Raw genomic sequence first — 15,000 nt, forward strand, 5'->3', positions numbered from 1 at the left:
CCTGGGTGACGGGGTTACCTGGGGGTTACCTGGACACGTCGGGTTCCCTTCTTGGCAGACGCGGGCGTGACGCCCATGATGGCATGGTTATTTTTCGTAACCAGCTAGGAGTCGCTCCAATGGCATCCATCGCTCTGCTCGGCGGGACCGGCAACGTCGGTCGTCGTCTTCTGGCCGAGGCCCTGCGCCGCGGCCACACCGTCACCGTCATCGCGCGCAAGCCGGTCGACGATCTGCCCGAGGGCGTGGCCTTCGTCCAGGGCGACATCACCGCCGACCCGGCGGGGCTGGGCGCCAAGCTGACCGGCCACGATGTCTTCATCAGCGCCGCCAGGTTCGCCGAGGTCACGCCCGAGCACGTGCTGACCGCGGTGCGCGCCGCGAAGATCCCGCGCCTGGCCGTGGTCGGCGGCGCCGGTTCGCTGGAAGTCGCCCCGGGCGTGCGCCTGGTCGACACGCCGGAGTTCCCGGCCGCGTACAAGTCCGAAGCGCTGCCCGGCGCGACCTTCCTGGATGAGCTGCGCGGGGTGAAGGACATCACCTGGACCTTCCTGTCGCCGGCGGCGTTCTTCGGCCCGGGCGAGCGCACCGGCCAGTTCCGACTGGGCGGCGATGCCTTCCTCACCGATGCCAAGGGCGAGAGCCGCATCTCCTACGAGGACTACGCGGTGGCCCTGCTCGACGAGATCGAATCGCCCAAGCACAGCGGCCAGCGCTTCAGCGTTCTGTACTGAGCTGACTATCGAACATTGCGCGAAAAGCACCCCCTCCCAGCCTCCCCCTTGCGCTGCGCGCAAAGGGGAGGGGCGAAAGCAGGCGCACGCGGCCTTAGCCGGCCGCGTCGGCCTCGCCCGCGACGGGCTGCACGATGTCTATCGCGAAGCCCCAGATGCGCTCGAACGGCGCCAGCGGCTGCATCATCGGCACAGCGCAGGCGCTGAACAGCTTGAGCAGCAGCAGCACGTCGGTGGGCACCAGGTCGGCCCGGCAGCGGCCTGCGTCGACCGCGCGCTGCAGCGGCGGCTGGAAGATCGTCACCAGCCGCATCATCGCCACCTCGATCTCCGGCTGGTCGCGGCCCTGGGTCTGCCAGTAGTCCACCAGCGGCGCATGGGTCGCCACCCGGTCCAGCACGAAGCGCAGCAGCGGCACCAGCGCGTCGGCATCGTCGCCCAGGCGCTGGGCCTCGGCCTCGATCTGGTCCAGGCCGCGCTCCAGCAGCGCCAGCACCAGGGTGTGGCGGTCGGGGAAGTTGCGGAACAGCGTGGCCCGGCCGACGCCGGCGCGGCGCGACACCAGCTCCAGCGGCGCCTGCACGCCGTGTTCGGTGAACACCTCCTCGGCCGCCTGCAGCAGCAGGGTGCGGTTCTGCTCGGCGTCGGCGCGGCGTTTGGGGGCGGGGGCGATGGCGCTCATCTTCAAGAAGCGTCGGCGATGTGACCGTAGGCACAATACCGGCAAACGGCGACAACCGCTGCGTCCGCGGAGCGGTCAGCCGATCACGCGTGCGAACGGCGGCAGGGCGTCGATGATCTGGCGGCCGTAGCGGCGGCTGAGCAGGCGCGAGTCGAGGATGATCACCCGGCCAGTGTCGGTCGAGGTCCGGATCAGGCGGCCGGCGAACTGGGTCAGCGTGCGCAGCGCGTGCGGGATGGCGATCAGGTTGAAGGCGTTGTGCCCGCGGCTCTCCAGCCACTCGCTCAGGGTCGCCGTCTGCGGGTCGGTCGGCACGGCGAACGGCACCTGGGTGATCACCACCGTGGTGCAGGCCTCGCCGGGCAGGTCCAGGCCTTCGCCGAAGGAATTGAGGCCGAACAGCACCGAGCCCTCCCCGGCGGCGATGCGGCGCAGGTGCTCGCCGATGATCTGCGACTTGTTGCCCTCGCCCTGCACCAGCACGCGGTTGCGCTGGCTCACCGGCAGCAGGTCGGCGACCTTCTCCATCTTCCAGCGCGAGGTGAACAACACCATCGAGCCCTTGCCCCAGTCCAGCTCGCGCACCAGATAGCGCGCGACCTCCTTGGGATGGCCCTCGCGGTCGTCGGGCGCGGCGGGGAACTTCGGCACCACCAGCTGCGCCTGGCGCGGCAGGTCGAAGGGCGATTCCAGCGTCACCGTCTCGGCATGCTCGGGCAGGCCGGTGTCGATGGCCAGCGCGGTGAAGCCGTTGCCGCCGGTCAGCGTGGCCGAGGTCATCAGCACCGAATCGACCTCCTTCCACAGCAGCTGGCGCAGCACCTGCGCGGCCGAGACCGGCGAGCAGTGCAGCACCAGGTCGCCATCGCGGTCGCGGGTGATCCAGCGCGCCATCGGCGGTGCGCCGTCCGGGTCCTCGCGGCGCCAGCCGGCCCACAGGTCGTACTGCGCCTGGACCAGCTCCAGGGCCATGCCGAGGTTGCGCTGCACGCGCTCCTTGGTGGCGTCGTCCTGCTTGGCCTTGCCCACCAGCGGCGCGGCGGCGCTGACCCAGTTCAACAGGCTGCGCGTGTCGTCGGCCAGGGCCTCGATCGGCACCGACCAGTCGGCCGGCAGCCGGCCGTTGGGCGCGCGCCACTGCGGCTCGCGCTCGGACGGGTCGGGCGTCCACGCCGCCTCCAGCAGGCCGTGGAAGGCCTTGAGCTGGCGGCTGACGCTGACCGCCAGCTCGATCGCCTCGTTGGGATGCAGCTTGGCGATGGTCTCCTTGTCGACCAGCCGATAGGTGGCCGCGATCAGCGTCTGCAGGCGGCTGGTGCGCCGGCCCATGTCGTCCAGCGGCAGGCGCGCGGCGCCCTGGTCGATGGCCACGCCGGCCACGTGGTGGCCTTCGTCCAGCACCAGCAGCATCTCGCCGGGCGCGGCGATCAGCGGCTGGCCGTTCTCGTTGTCGCCCAGCGCCAGGGTGGACAGCAGCAGCGCGTGGTTGGTGACCACGATCTGCGCCTCGCGCACGGCGGTGCGCGCCTTCAGCACCGGGCACTGGTTGGCGTAGGAGCACTTGCGCCCGGCGCAGCCGGCGGCGTTGGTGGTGATGCGCCCGCGCAAGGCCGGGCCGACCGCCTCGGGCGCGGCGTCCAGGTCACCGTTCCACTGGTTGTCGGTGAACAGCTTGGCCAGCCGGTTGGCCAGGGTCGCGTCGGCCGGGCTCAGCGGGCGGTCGTACAGCGCGCCTTCGTCGCCGAACATCGAGTCCTGCGCCGGCGCGGTGCCCTGCAGTTCGGCCACGTTGCGCGTGCACAGATAGCGGGTGCGGCCCTTGGCCAGGGCCACACTGGCCTGGATGCCGGTGGCCTTGAGAAAGGCGGGCAGATCGCGTTCGACCAGCTGCGACTGCAGCGCGACCGTGCCGGTGCTGATGACCAGCTTCTTCTTCGCCGCCAGCGCGATGGGCACGCCGGCGGTCAGATAGCCCAGCGACTTGCCCACGCCGGTCGGCGCCTCGACCACGCCGACGCCGCCGCTGCTGCCCAGCGCGCGCGAGGCCACGCCGATCATCTGGCTCTGCGCGCGGCGGGTGGTGAAGCCGGGCGTATTGGCGCGCAGTGCGGCGTAGGTGTCGCGGATGCGCGCCTTCAGGGCGTCATCGAGGCTGCGCTGCCCCTCGCCCGTGTCCTTGCCTGCCGCCGGGCGGGTGCCGTCACTCATGCGCGCTATTTTCGCATGGGGTGTCGCAGGGGGCGCGATTGGGTTTGCGCTCGCGCTACGAGCGGCTGATAACCGTCGTCTCCACAAGTGAAGCCGTCTTTCCCGCGAAAGCGGGAACCCAGCGCCTCAAGCGCTACGCGCAAAAGTCCATGGGTTCCCGCCTTCGCGGGAACGACGGGAGTGGGACGCTGGCGGCGCGGTGGGATCGCGGCGCCGGTCGGACAGCGATAAGTCGCGGCGCCAGCGCGGCGCGCTACGCCGCCGCCTGCGCCGGTGCCGCGTCGTCGAAGCGGTAGATGTCCATCGCCAGGAAGCCCATGTCGATGCCCGCATCGATGCGCGTGGCGCGGAACCGCTCGCCGGCCGCGCCCAGGGCCACGTAGATCGGCTGCCAGTGCTCGTCGGTGGGATGGGCCTGCGCGGCGTTGGGCGCGCGCAGGCGGTAGTCCAGCAGCGCCTGCACGTCGCCCTGGCGCAGCGTGGCCTCGACCCAGTCGATGTAGGGCTGCACATACGGCGCCTGCCGGGTGCGGTCGGCGCCGCGCCAGTCGTGCAGGTTGTGGGTGAGGCTGCCCGAGCCGATCACCAGCACGCCCTCATCGCGCAGCGGCGCCAGCGCGCGGCCCACCGCCAGCTGGTGCGCCGGCCCGGCCAGCGGCTGGATCGACAGCGGCACCACCGGCACGTCGGCGTCGGGATAGAGCAGGCGCAGCGGCACCCACATGCCGTGGTCCAGGCCGCGGTTCGGGTCGATGTGCGGCGCCAGGCCTGCCTGGTCGAGCAGCTGTGCCACGCGCCCGGCCACCTCCGGCGCGCCCGGCGCGGGGTACTGGATGTCGAACAGCGCCTGCGGGAAGCCGCCGAAGTCGTGGATCGTCTCCGGCCGCGCGCTGCCGCCCACCAGCGGCGAGCGCGCCAGCCAGTGCGCCGAGGCGACGACCACCGCGCGCGGGCGCGGCAGCGCGCGCGCCAGCTCGCCCAGGCGCACGCCGAACAGCTTGGGGTCCAGCGCGGTCATCGGCGAGCCGTGGGAGATGTACAGCGAGGGCAGGCGGGCGGAGGCGTTCATGGGCGAACCTGTCACGACAGGGAAGCAGGCCACCACCCTATTGTGGCAACGCTCGGGGATAAACTGTGCCCCGGGCCAGAATTTGTTACAGGGCGAGCAACAATGGACACCATCGATGCCATGCGCGTCTTCGCGACCGTGGTCGAACGCAGCGGCTTCTCCGCCGCGGCCGAGGCCCTGGACATGTCCACGCCCAGCGTCACCCGCCACGTGGCCTGGCTGGAGCAGCGCCTGGGCACGCGCCTGCTCAACCGCACCACCCGCCACGTCAGCCTGACCAGCGCCGGCGCGGCCTACCACGAGCGCTGCCTGAAGCTGCTGGCCGAGTTCGACGAGACCGAGGCCGCCGTCACCGCGCAGACCCTGGAGCCGGCCGGCCTGCTGCGCATCAACGCGCCGGTGAGCTTCGGCATCGCCCGCCTGGGCGGACTGGTGGCGCGCTTCGCCGAGCTGCATCCGCAGGTCACCGTGGACGTGGACCTGTCCGATCGCCTGGTCGACCTGGTCGAGGAAGGCTACGACCTGGCCATCCGCATCACCCGCCAGCCCACCCCCTCGCTGATCGCCCGGCCGCTGGCGCAGGCGCAGATGTTCCTGTGCGCTTCGCCCGCCTATCTGGCCCGGGTCGGCACGCCGCAGAGCGTGGCCGATCTGGAGCGCCTGGGCGTGCTCGGCTATCGCTACTCCTCCGGCGGCGACACCTGGACGCTGGAAGGGCCGGGGGGCGCGGAGAGCCTGCGCGTGACCGAACGCCTGCGCGCCAACAACGGCGACCTGCTGCGCGAGGCCGCCATCGCCGGCATGGGCATCACCCTGCAGCCGGACTTCATCGTCGGCCAGGCGCTGGAGGATGGCCGCCTGGCGCGGGTGCTGCCGGACTACGAGGTGCCGCCGCTGCGGATCTTCGCCGTCTACGCCAGCCGCAGCCACCTGGCGCCCAAGGTGCGCAGCTTCATCGACTTCCTGGTCGAGTTCTTCGCCACCGGCTGCCCGCAGCCGCTGGTCGAGACGGCGCCGCCCGAGGCCGCCAAGGCCAGGCGCCGATGAGCGCGAGCCCGTTCGATGTCGCCATCGTCGGCGGTGGCGCCGCCGGCACACTGGTGGCGATCCAGCTGCTGCGTCAGGCCACCACGGCGCTGCGCATCGCGGTGCTCGAGCCGCGCGCCGTGCTGGGCCGCGGCGCCGCGCACGCGACCGAGCGCCCGGAGCACCTGCTCAACGTGCGCGCCGGCGGCATGAGCGCCTTCGACGCGGCGCCCGGCGACTTCGTCGACTGGCTGCAGGACGCCGAGCCCGACACGCCGCGCGCGCGGATCGCCGAGGCCTTCGTGCCGCGGCAGCGCTTCGCTGACTACCTGGCCGCGCGCCTGGCCCAGGCGAGTGCGGACAGTCCCGCCACGCTGCAGCACCTCCCGGCCCGCGCGCTGAGCCTGGAACGCGAGGCCGAGGGCTTCCTGCTGCAGCTCGACGGCGCCGGCCCGGTGCGGGCGCGGGCGGTGGTGCTGGCCACCGGCAACGCGCCGCGTCCGCTGCCGGCGCGCGGCGCGCGCTCGCTGCCGCCGGCGCGCCGGATCGAGGCCTGGGACAACGCGGCGCTGGCCGGCATCGAGGCCGATGCCGCCGTGTGCATCGTCGGCTCCGGCCTGAGCATGGTCGATGCGGCGCTGGCGCTGCTGGCGGCCGGGCATCGCGGCCCGCTGCATGTGCTGTCCCGCCACGGGCTGACGCCGCTGCCGCATGTCGACGGCGCACCGGCGCAGGCCGTCGATGTGGAGGCCCTGCTCACCCTGCCGCTGCGGGCGCGCCTGCTCGCCGTGCGCCGCGAGGTCGCCCGCGCCCAGGCGCAGGGCGTGCCGTGGCAGGCGGTGATGGATGCCCTGCGCCCGCACGTGCAGCGGCTGTGGACCACGCTGTCCGGCGCCGACCAGCGCCGCTTCCTGCGCCACGTCGTGCGCCTGTGGGACGTGCACCGCCACCGTATCGCCGCGCCGGTGCACGCGCAGCTGCAACAGGCGCTCGCCCGTGGCCAGCTGCAGCGCCATCGCGCGCGGCTGGACACGGCCATGGCCGGCGCGCGCTGCGTGCAGCTGCATGGCCACGGCCCGCACGGCGAGATCCTCGCCCTGGAAGTGGCCCACGTGATCAACGCCACCGGCGTGGAGCTGCGCGTGCAGGCCATGCGCAATCCGCTGCTGGCCGAGCTGGTCGGCAGCGGCCTGGCCGCGCCCGGTCCGCACGGCATCGGCCTGGACACCTGTCCCAACGGCCGCCTGCGCGATGCCGACGGCCAGCCCGTGCCCGGGCTGCTGGCGATCGGCAGCCTGCGCATCGGCGCGCTGTGGGAATCGCTGGCGATCCCGGAGCTGCGCGGGCAGGCCGAGACGGTGGCGCGCGAGGCGCTGGCGGTATCCGGGCCGCGTTGAAGGGCGGGGCGCCTCGCGCCAATCCGGCGGTCGTCGCGCGCAACGCGCTTCGCCGCCGCCACGCGCAGCTTCAGATGAACGAGTCGGCCAGCCGCGCGATGCCCTCGCGGCTGCGCTTCCACGCCGGCCGCCTGTTCCAGCGCTCCAGCGTCAGCTGCTCGGCCTGGGCCAGGTAGCCGGCCTCGATCCTGCGCATGCTGGCCACCACGTCGGCGTCGTAGCAGAGCATGCCGACCTCGGCATTGAGCGCAAACGAGCGGATGTCCAGGTTCATCGAGCCGACCAGCGCGATCGAGTCGTCCACGCTCATGTGCTTGGCATGCAGGAAGTGCGGCCGGTAGTGCGCGATCTTCACTCCCGAGGCCAGCAGCTCGCCGTAGTAGGACTCCTGCGCCCAGGCAGTCAGGGTCTGGTTGTTGCTGGCCGACAGGATCAGCTGGGTGTCCACGCCGGACAGCGCGGCGATGCGCAGCGCACTCAGCGTGGCGTCGTCGGGCACGAAGTACGGGGTGACCATCACCAGCTTCTGCTGGGCCAGATGGATCAGCGCGCACACCATGTCGCGCGCATTGGAGAACGGATAGGCCGGCCCCGAAGGCAGCAGCTGCGCGGCCACGTTGGCGTCGCGCACCGGGGTGGTGGCGATCACCTCCAGGCGCTGCCCGGTTTCCAGGTACCAGTCGCTGGCGAACACCGCCTCCAGATGTGACACCGCCGGGCCCTCCACGCGCGCGACCAGTTCGCGGTTGGGATAGCCGCGCACGAAGGCGCCGGCATCGGCCAGGTTCTGCGAGCCGACATAGGCGGCGCGGTTGTCGATCACCGCGATCTTGCGGTGATTGCGCAGGTCGATGCGCCCGCTGCGGCGCCAGCGCAGGCCGCCGGGCAGCAGCTCCTGCACCTGCACGCCGCCGGCGCGCAGGCGCGCGGTGTAGGCGCGCAGGCCGCGCTTGGCGCCGACCGCATCCAGCATCAGCCGGCACTGCACGCCGCGCGCGGCCGCCTGCAGCAGCGCCTCGCACACCAGATCGCCGACCTGGTCGTCGAACATCAGGTAATAGAGCAGGTGCACCCGGTCGCGCGCGCCGGCGATGTCCTCCAGCAGCGCGCGCAGCGAACCCTCGTAGTCGTCCAGCAGCGTTACCGCGTTGCCGTGGGTGGGCATGAAATCGCCCAGCCGTTCCACCAGCGGCACCATCTCGGTGTCGGCGCCGTCGCCGGTCGGATGCCAGCGCAGCTGGACCAGGGGCTTCTGCTCGTCGCGGATCATCTGCGAGGCCTCGGCCTGGCGGCGGATGCGCTCGCGCGAGAGCCAGGGATGGCCGAACAGCAGATACAGCGGCAGGCCCAGCAGCGGCACGAAGCCCACCAGCAGCAGCCAGCTGCGCGCCGCCGCCGGCGTGGTGCGCGAGGGAATCCACGCCAGCGCCGCCAGCCGGATCACCCAGTCCAGGAACAGCAGCCAGCCGCCGATGGCAGAGGTCTCGGTCATCCAGTCACCGCGGATCGGGTCATCGCCCGATTCTGCCGATCCGCGCGCCGCGCCGATAGCCGGTGCAGCCCTGCACACCCCGATCCGGTCGACGCTGTCATCCCGAAGCCCCTGCTGTTGTGGGAGCCGCCATGGCGGCTCCCAACTGTAGAGCGGAGCTTGCTCCGCTGGAGCCTTCCCCACAAACCGAACGAAGAGCAGCGGAGTCCCCAAGAGGGGATTGCCACAAGCTCCGCTCTACAGACAGGCGGCTGCGAGATTGAGGAGACAGTTGCTCCCACCGAGCAACGCGCATCGAGCTCGGTGCCCCACCATCCGCCCACGAAAAAGCCCGCCTTGCGGCGGGCTTTTTCTGGAGGCGCTGGATCCCCGCTTTCGCGGCGATGACCTCACGGCAAAGGCGGGCGCTTGCGCCCGCGCCGTGAGGTCACTTGATCTTGCCTTCCTTGTAGACCACGTGCTTGCGCACCACCGGATCGTACTTGCTCATTTCCATCTTGCCCGGGGTGTTCTTCTTGTTCTTGTCGGTCGTGTAGAAGTGACCGGTGCCTGCCGAAGAAATCAGGCGGATCTTGTCGCGCTTGCCTGCCATGATTGATCTCCTTTAGATCTTTTCGCCGCGCGCACGCAGCTCAGCCAGAACGGAGTCGATGCCGTTCTTGTCGATGGTGCGCAGGGAGTGCGCGGAAACCTTCAGCTTGACCCAGCGGTTCTCGCTGGCGACCCAGAAGCGGCGCTCGTGCAGGTTGGGCAGGAAACGGCGGCGGGTCTTGTTGTTGGCGTGCGAGACGTTGTTACCCGTCATCACTCGCTTGCCGGACACTTGGCATACGCGGGACATCTGTGCACCTCGATGTGATTTTGATCGCCCATAGCCTGGGAGATGGCGGCCCCGGCCGATGCCGCCGATGCGGTCAGGCCATGCGATACGGGATGGGTCCGCTGCCAGGCGGGCAAGGAATCGCGCTTCCTGACCCTGATCCGGCCGAAAGCCAGACGCAGCGAGCCGCGCATTATGCGCAGCTTTCCCCAGTCCACGCAAGCACTTGGCGCCGGCCCCGCGTCGTTCAGCCGCGCAGGGAGGCCTCGGCGCCGGTCGGGCAGGCGACCTGATCAGACCCGCAGCCCGCAGAACTCGGGGCGGCGCTAGGGCCAGGGCTGGCCGCAGGCCGAACCGCGCCTTGCTCCTGCAGCGCGCCGCTGGCGCTCACCCGCTCGGTGGTCGGGGTTGCGGTTTCGGGCAAGGGCTGGTCGCGCACGGCGCTGATGACCGAGCCGATCGACAGGCCCAGCGCGAAGAACAGCAGGGAGGAGAGCAGTCGCATGACGCACTTCCAGCAGCCCCGGGGAGCCAGCTTCCTGCCGCCCATGTGCGGGCGGTGTGACGGCGAGCGAACCGCATGGACGCCCGCTCATCAACGCTCAGCGCCCGCTGAAGACCGCGGGGCGCTTCTCGAGGAAGGCGCGCATGCCTTCGCGCTGGTCGGCCGTGTCGAACAGGCGCTCGAACAGGCGGCGCTCCAGGGAGAGGGCGGTGTCCAGCGGGGCGTCGGCGCCCAGTCGCAGGGCCTCGCGGATGGCCTGCACGGCCAGCGGCGGCATCCCGGCGATCTGCAGGGCGATCTCACGCGCGGCATCGAGCGCCTGGCCGCTGGGGACGAGCCTGGAAACCAGGTTCGCGGCGTAGGCCTCGCCGGCTGGGATCATCTCGCCGGTCAGCGCCCACAGCGCGGCCTTGTAGCGGCCGGCGGCGCGCAGCAGGCGCTGGGTGCCGCCCGCGCCGGGCATGATGCCGACCTTGATCTCGGGCTGGCCGAAGCGGGCGTCCTCGGCGGCGACGATCAGGTCGCAGGCCAGCGCCAGCTCGCAGCCGCCGCCCAGCGCATAGCCCTCGACCGCGGCGATGATGGGCTTGGAGGCGTGACGCACGACCTCGAACAGGTGTCCCGAGCGCTGCAGCACATGATTGATCGGCCGCATGTCGGCCATCTCGGCGATGTCGGTGCCGGCCACGAAGTAGCCGCCGGCGCCGGTGAGCACGATCGCCGCGACCTCCACGTCGGCCAGCGCCCCTTTCAGCGCGTCGACCAGTTCCCGCTTCACCTGCAGGTTGAGGGCGTTGCGGCGCGCCGGCCGCGACAGGGTCACCACCGCCACGCGCGCCTGCGTGGCCACGCTGACGAACTCAGCCATGCGACACCTCGTGCGCGCGCGCCTGCAGCCAGGGCGAGACGCGATAGTGGTCTTCCCCGTAGCCCTGCGACAGATGGGTCAGCACGGCGGCGACATAGTCCAGGCCCACGCGGCGGCCCCAGGCCAGCGGCCCGATCGGGTAGTTCACCCCGCCGGTCATGGCCGCGTCGATGTCGGCTTCCGAGGCGATGCCTTGCTGCACGGCGTCGGCGGCTTCGTTGACCAGCATGGCCACGGTGCGCGAGACCGCCAGGCCGGCGGCGTCGCCCAGCAGCGAGACCTGCTTGCCCAGCGCGGTGAACAGGCCTGCGGCCTGGGCGATGACGTCGGCGGGTGTGCCCTCGGCGGCCGACAACGCGATCCGCTTGCTGGCGGCATAGTCCAGGGCCAGGTCGAACAGCACCACCGGCTCGCCCAGGGCCTGGCTGCGTGCGCCGGCGCTGCGGCCATCCGTCAGCGCCAGGGCGACGCCGTCCACGCGCAGCAGGCCCGCGCCTTCGGTCTTTTCGACATTCAGGCCGGCCTGTTCCAGCAGCGCCACCAGGCCGTGCGCGGGGCCGAGCGCGCCTTCGATGCGGACCTTTGCCGGCGCGGGGCCCTGAAGGTCGCGCACATCGGGGCGCGGCGCATCGTCGCGGTAGTCGTAGAAGCCGCGACCGCTCTTGCGCCCCAGCCAGCCGGCGTCCACCAGCTGCTGCTGCACCAGCGAGGGCTGGTAGCGCGGATCGTGGAAGAACGCCTGCCACACCGAGCGGGTCACGGCGAAATTGACGTCATGGCCGATCAGGTCCATCAGCTCGCACGGCCCCATGCGGAAGCCGCCGCACTCGCGCATCACCGCATCGACGGTCTCCGGCGTGGCCTGCTGTTCCAGCAGCAGGCGCAGCGCCTCGCCGTAGAACGGGCGCGCCACGCGGTTGACGATGAACCCGGGCGTGGACTGGCACACCACCGGCGTCTTCTTCCAGGCGCGCGCGGTGGCGACCAGCGTCTCGACGAGGGCCGGGTCGGTGGCGTGGCCGCGGACCACTTCGACCAGCGGCAGGATGGTCGCCGGATTGAAGAAATGCAGCCCGGCCACGCGCTCCGGCGCGGGCAGGCGTGCGGCCAGCGCGGTCACCGACAGCGAGGAGGTGTTGGTGGACAGGATGGCATCGTCGTCCACGCGCCTGGCCATCTCGGTCAGCGCGGCGACCTTGATGTCGAGGTTTTCGACGATGGCCTCGATCACCAGGCCCACGCCTTGCAGCGGCGCGCTCGGGCCCGCGGCGATCACCCGGGCGAAGGCGGAGGCGGCATCCTCGGCGCTGGCCTTGCCCTTGGCCACGCGCCGGTCGAGGCTGGCGCGGATCTGCGCACGGCCCCGGTCCAGCGCGGCCTCGCTGGTGTCGCACAGGTAGACGCGATGGCCGGCGACGGCGGCCACCTCGGCGATGCCGGCGCCCATGGTGCCGGCGCCGATGACGACCACGGCGCGATCCAGCGCGAGGGCATGGGCATCAGCCATCGGCCGGCTCCGTGGCAAGGAAGGACGGACGCTGCGCCAGCGTGGCGTACCAGGCGGCCAGCTTCGGCGCACGCGCGCGCCAAGCGAACGCATCGAAGCGATAGTCCAGATAGCCCAGCGCGCAGCCGATCGCGATCTGACCGATGTCGATCGTCGCGCCGGGGCGGGTTTCGATCTCGCGCTCCAGGCGTGCGAGCGAGGCCTCGGTCTTGAGCGCGAAGGCATCGATCAACGACTGCAGCGGAAGCGCGCGTTCGCGCTCGTTGCGCCACAGGATCAGCACGTCCAGCAGCCCGTTGCCCAACGCCAGCTGCTGCAGGGCCTTCCAGCGCGCATCGCTGGACGGGAACAGCGCGCCGTGGAAGCGCGCGTCCAGGTACTCGCAGATGACCGCCGAATCGAACAGCACCTGGCCATCGTCCAGCACCAGGGTGGGGATCTTGGACAGCGGGTTGTCGGCCATGATGGCCGGATTGGGCTTGAGCATCGCCGCCACCGAGCGCTGCAGCTGCAGCGCCTCGACGCAGCCCAGCTCATGGGCCACCACCATCACCTTGCGCACGAACGGCGACTTGGGCGACCAGTGCAGTTTCATCAGATCACTCCCTTGGCCCGCAGGGCCTGGATGTCATTGTCGGTGTAACCCAGCGCCTGCAGCACGCGCTCGCTGTGCTGGCCCAGCAGCGGCGGCGCCACGCGCGGCTGCAGCGGCGCATCGGCGAAGCGCATCGGGCTGGACACCAGCGGCACCTCCACGCCCAGCGGATGCGGGACGCGGCGGACCATCTGTCTGGCCACCACCTGCGGGTCTTGGAGCACTTCGGGTACCGAGTTGATGGCGCCGGCCGGCACGCCGGCCGCATCCAGTGCGGCCAGCAGGTCGGCGCGCCGCCACCCGGCGAAGGCCTCGGAGAGCCGCGCGGACAGCGCCTGGATGCCTTCCACGCGCCCGGCATTGGTGGCGAAGGCGCCCTCGGCCAGCGCGGGCTGGCCCAGCACCTGGCACAGCTTGGCGAACTGGCCGTCGTTGCCGACCACCAGGATGACGTCGCCATCGGCGCAGGCGAACACGTCCTGCGGCTGGATGTTGGGATGCGCATTGCCGTTGCGCTGCGGCGTGCGGCCGGACACCAGGTAGTTCATCGCCTGGTTGGCCAGCGAGGCGACCTGGACATCCAGCATGGAGATGTCGATGGTGTCGCCCAGGCCGGTGACGTGGCGCCGGTTGAGCGCGGCCAGTACCGACACGGCGGTATACATGCCGGTCATCAGGTCGACGATGGGGATGCCGACCTTCTGCGGGCCGCCGCCGGGCTTGCCATCGTGCTCGCCGGTGACGCTCATCAGGCCGCCCATGGCCTGGATCAGGAAGTCGTAGGCCGGCTGTTCGGCGCGCGGGCCGTCCTGGCCGAAGCCGGTGACCGAGCAATAGATCAGCCTGGGGTTGATGGCGCGCAGGCTGTCGGCGTCCAGGCCGTAGCGCTTGAGCGTGCCGACCTTGTAGTTCTCCAGCACGATGTCGGCCTGCGCCGCCAGCCTGCGCACGATGTCCTGGCCCTCGGGCGTGTCGATGCGGAGGGTGATCGACTGCTTGCCGGCGTTGACGGCCAGGTAGTAGCCCGCCTCGCCGGTGTTGCGGCCGTCGGCGTCCTTGAGGAAGGGCGGCCCCCAGGCGCGGGTGTCGTCGCCGACGCCGGGCCGCTCCACCTTGATCACCTCGGCGCCCAGGTCGGCCAGGATCTGCCCGGCCCACGGTGCGGCCAGGATGCGGCTCAGATCCAGGACCTTGATGCCCGACAGCGGGCGTGCGTTGGAGCTCATCGGGATATCCGTGCGACATCGCCGCGCGGCGGCGATGGGAGAGGGAAGGAGGGCATCAGCGGCCGACAAAGACCGGCGCGCGCTTCTCGCGGAAGGCAGCCTGCGCCTCGCGCGCGTCCTCGGTGCGGCCGATCGCGGCGGTCATGTCCTGCTCGTAGCGATAGCCGTCGCGCAGGCTCAGCTGCTCGATCGTGTTGAGCGTGTGCTTGCTCATGCGCGTGGCGACCGGGCTCTTGGCGGCGATGGTGTGGGCGATCTCCAGCGCGGTGGGCAGCAGCGCCTCCGGCGCCACGCAGGCTTCGACCAGGCCAAGCCGGTAGAGCTCGGCGCCGTCGACGCGCAGGCCGGTCAGCGCCATGCGGCGCAGGCGCGAGTGGCCGAACAGCCGCATCGCGTGGCGGCAGCCACCGAGCAGGCCGACGTCGATCTCGGGCAGGCCCAGCGAGGCGCGCTCCGAGGCGACCAGGATGTCCGAGGAGGCGACCATCGCCAGGCCGGAGCCGAGCGCGGCCCCGTTGATGGCCACCACCACCGGCTTGGCGCATTCGCGGATCGCGTGGAAGCATTCGCGGGTGCGGCGCAGGTGCGCGCCCAGATCGCCCGGGCCCTTGATCACTTCGGCACGTCCCTTGAGGTCGGCGCCTGCGCAGAACACCTTGCCGGCGCCGGTGAGCACCACCGCGCGGACCTCATCCAGCTCGCCGATGCGGTCCAGCGCCAGCACCAGCTCGTCGTTGAGCGTGCGGGTCAGCGCGTTGACCGGCGGCGCATCCAGCGTCAGCACCGCCACGTGGGCTTGGATCTCCACGCGCAGCTGGGTCAGGTCGTCCATTGCGGCAAGGCCTTGATGATTCGTCGAAGGCCAGTCTAG

General features: G+C 71.4%; 15 protein-coding genes. 3 read left to right on the forward strand and 12 right to left on the reverse strand.

What is annotated here, in order from left to right:
* Positions 1-119: 119 nt before the first annotated feature.
* The gene (locus EAT51_RS04935) at positions 120-734 is read left to right on the forward strand and encodes an NAD(P)-dependent oxidoreductase (protein WP_130553948.1); all 615 of its coding nucleotides are present in this window, start codon (positions 120-122) and stop codon (positions 732-734) included.
* A 94-nt stretch (positions 735-828) separates the two neighbouring features.
* Here EAT51_RS04935 and EAT51_RS04940 read toward each other — a convergent pair whose 3' ends face one another.
* The 3 genes from EAT51_RS04940 to EAT51_RS04950 all read right to left on the reverse strand — a co-directional run bounded on the left by EAT51_RS04940 (position 829) and on the right by EAT51_RS04950 (position 4,693).
* Positions 829-1,416, reverse strand: a complete 588-nt coding sequence (locus EAT51_RS04940; RefSeq protein WP_130553947.1) for a TetR/AcrR family transcriptional regulator — start codon at positions 1,414-1,416, stop codon at positions 829-831.
* 75 nt (positions 1,417-1,491) lie between these two features.
* Positions 1,492-3,624 carry an ATP-dependent DNA helicase DinG gene (gene dinG, locus EAT51_RS04945; RefSeq protein WP_130514672.1) on the reverse strand — a complete coding sequence of 711 codons (2,133 nt, stop codon included), beginning with the start codon at positions 3,622-3,624 and terminating at the stop codon, positions 1,492-1,494.
* A gap of 253 nt (positions 3,625-3,877) precedes the next feature.
* A complete protein-coding gene (locus EAT51_RS04950) occupies positions 3,878-4,693 on the reverse strand; it encodes a dioxygenase family protein (RefSeq protein WP_130561370.1) in 816 nt (271 codons plus the stop codon).
* 102 nt (positions 4,694-4,795) lie between these two features.
* Here EAT51_RS04950 and EAT51_RS04955 point away from each other — a divergent pair, with 102 nt between their 5' ends.
* Together EAT51_RS04955 and EAT51_RS04960 are read left to right on the forward strand one after the other, a co-directional pair.
* Complete coding sequence (locus EAT51_RS04955; protein WP_130514674.1) at positions 4,796-5,740, forward strand: LysR family transcriptional regulator; 945 nt, start codon at positions 4,796-4,798, stop codon at positions 5,738-5,740.
* Entirely contained in the window at positions 5,737-7,116 is a 1,380-nt protein-coding gene (locus tag EAT51_RS04960; protein ID WP_130514675.1) for an FAD/NAD(P)-binding protein, read from the forward strand. Before EAT51_RS04955 ends, EAT51_RS04960 begins: the two co-directional genes overlap by 4 nt.
* 70 nt (positions 7,117-7,186) lie before the next feature.
* Here the strand turns inward: EAT51_RS04960 and cls are convergent, their stop codons facing one another.
* The 9 genes from cls to EAT51_RS05005 all read right to left on the reverse strand — a co-directional run bounded on the left by cls (position 7,187) and on the right by EAT51_RS05005 (position 14,961).
* Positions 7,187-8,608 (reverse strand): cardiolipin synthase, encoded by a 1,422-nt coding sequence (cls, locus tag EAT51_RS04965; protein ID WP_130514676.1) that lies wholly within the window; start codon positions 8,606-8,608, stop codon positions 7,187-7,189.
* A gap of 427 nt (positions 8,609-9,035) precedes the next feature.
* A complete protein-coding gene (gene rpmG / locus EAT51_RS04970; RefSeq protein ID WP_122231031.1) occupies positions 9,036-9,203 on the reverse strand; it encodes a 50S ribosomal protein L33 in 168 nt (55 codons plus the stop codon).
* Positions 9,204-9,212: 9 nt separating this feature from the next.
* Positions 9,213-9,449 (reverse strand): 50S ribosomal protein L28, encoded by a 237-nt coding sequence (rpmB, locus tag EAT51_RS04975; protein WP_014159265.1) that lies wholly within the window; start codon positions 9,447-9,449, stop codon positions 9,213-9,215.
* A 226-nt stretch (positions 9,450-9,675) separates the two neighbouring features.
* Positions 9,676-9,933, reverse strand: a complete 258-nt coding sequence (locus tag EAT51_RS04980; RefSeq protein WP_130514678.1) for a hypothetical protein — start codon at positions 9,931-9,933, stop codon at positions 9,676-9,678.
* A 97-nt stretch (positions 9,934-10,030) separates the two neighbouring features.
* Complete coding sequence (locus tag EAT51_RS04985; protein ID WP_130514680.1) at positions 10,031-10,801, reverse strand: enoyl-CoA hydratase-related protein; 771 nt, start codon at positions 10,799-10,801, stop codon at positions 10,031-10,033.
* Positions 10,794-12,308, reverse strand: a complete 1,515-nt coding sequence (locus tag EAT51_RS04990; RefSeq protein WP_130561371.1) for a 3-hydroxyacyl-CoA dehydrogenase — start codon at positions 12,306-12,308, stop codon at positions 10,794-10,796. Before EAT51_RS04990 ends, EAT51_RS04985 begins: the two co-directional genes overlap by 8 nt.
* Positions 12,301-12,903, reverse strand: a complete 603-nt coding sequence (locus tag EAT51_RS04995) for a glutathione S-transferase family protein (RefSeq protein WP_130514684.1) — start codon at positions 12,901-12,903, stop codon at positions 12,301-12,303. Before EAT51_RS04995 ends, EAT51_RS04990 begins: the two co-directional genes overlap by 8 nt.
* Positions 12,903-14,129, reverse strand: a complete 1,227-nt coding sequence (locus tag EAT51_RS05000) for a CaiB/BaiF CoA transferase family protein (protein WP_130514686.1) — start codon at positions 14,127-14,129, stop codon at positions 12,903-12,905. The genes EAT51_RS04995 and EAT51_RS05000 overlap by 1 nt, the downstream gene beginning before the upstream one ends.
* A gap of 55 nt (positions 14,130-14,184) precedes the next feature.
* Positions 14,185-14,961 carry an enoyl-CoA hydratase/isomerase family protein gene (locus tag EAT51_RS05005; RefSeq protein WP_130514688.1) on the reverse strand — a complete coding sequence of 259 codons (777 nt, stop codon included), beginning with the start codon at positions 14,959-14,961 and terminating at the stop codon, positions 14,185-14,187.
* Between the last annotated feature and the right edge of the window lie 39 nt (positions 14,962-15,000).

This window comes from Pseudoxanthomonas winnipegensis, from assembly GCF_004283755.1.
Classification (GTDB): domain Bacteria; phylum Pseudomonadota; class Gammaproteobacteria; order Xanthomonadales; family Xanthomonadaceae; genus Pseudoxanthomonas_A; species Pseudoxanthomonas_A winnipegensis.

Excerpts from the sequence above, each read along its gene's own strand:
- EAT51_RS04955 (WP_130514674.1), top strand. The coding sequence starts at position 4,796 with ATGGACACCATCGATGCCATGCGCGTCTTCGCGACCGTGGTCGAACGC.
- EAT51_RS04940 (WP_130553947.1), bottom strand. The coding sequence starts at position 1,416 with ATGAGCGCCATCGCCCCCGCCCCCAAACGCCGCGCCGACGCCGAGCAG.
- EAT51_RS04985 (WP_130514680.1), bottom strand. The coding sequence starts at position 10,801 with ATGGCTGAGTTCGTCAGCGTGGCCACGCAGGCGCGCGTGGCGGTGGTG.
- EAT51_RS04950 (WP_130561370.1), bottom strand. The coding sequence starts at position 4,693 with ATGAACGCCTCCGCCCGCCTGCCCTCGCTGTACATCTCCCACGGCTCG.
- EAT51_RS04935 (WP_130553948.1), top strand. The coding sequence starts at position 120 with ATGGCATCCATCGCTCTGCTCGGCGGGACCGGCAACGTCGGTCGTCGT.
- cls (WP_130514676.1), bottom strand. The coding sequence starts at position 8,608 with ATGACCGAGACCTCTGCCATCGGCGGCTGGCTGCTGTTCCTGGACTGG.
- EAT51_RS04960 (WP_130514675.1), top strand. The coding sequence starts at position 5,737 with ATGAGCGCGAGCCCGTTCGATGTCGCCATCGTCGGCGGTGGCGCCGCC.
- EAT51_RS04995 (WP_130514684.1), bottom strand. The coding sequence starts at position 12,903 with ATGAAACTGCACTGGTCGCCCAAGTCGCCGTTCGTGCGCAAGGTGATG.
- EAT51_RS04980 (WP_130514678.1), bottom strand. The coding sequence starts at position 9,933 with ATGCGACTGCTCTCCTCCCTGCTGTTCTTCGCGCTGGGCCTGTCGATC.
- EAT51_RS05000 (WP_130514686.1), bottom strand. The coding sequence starts at position 14,129 with ATGAGCTCCAACGCACGCCCGCTGTCGGGCATCAAGGTCCTGGATCTG.
- EAT51_RS04990 (WP_130561371.1), bottom strand. The coding sequence starts at position 12,308 with ATGGCTGATGCCCATGCCCTCGCGCTGGATCGCGCCGTGGTCGTCATC.
- dinG (WP_130514672.1), bottom strand. The coding sequence starts at position 3,624 with ATGAGTGACGGCACCCGCCCGGCGGCAGGCAAGGACACGGGCGAGGGG.
- rpmB (WP_014159265.1), bottom strand. The coding sequence starts at position 9,449 with ATGTCCCGCGTATGCCAAGTGTCCGGCAAGCGAGTGATGACGGGTAAC.
- EAT51_RS05005 (WP_130514688.1), bottom strand. The coding sequence starts at position 14,961 with ATGGACGACCTGACCCAGCTGCGCGTGGAGATCCAAGCCCACGTGGCG.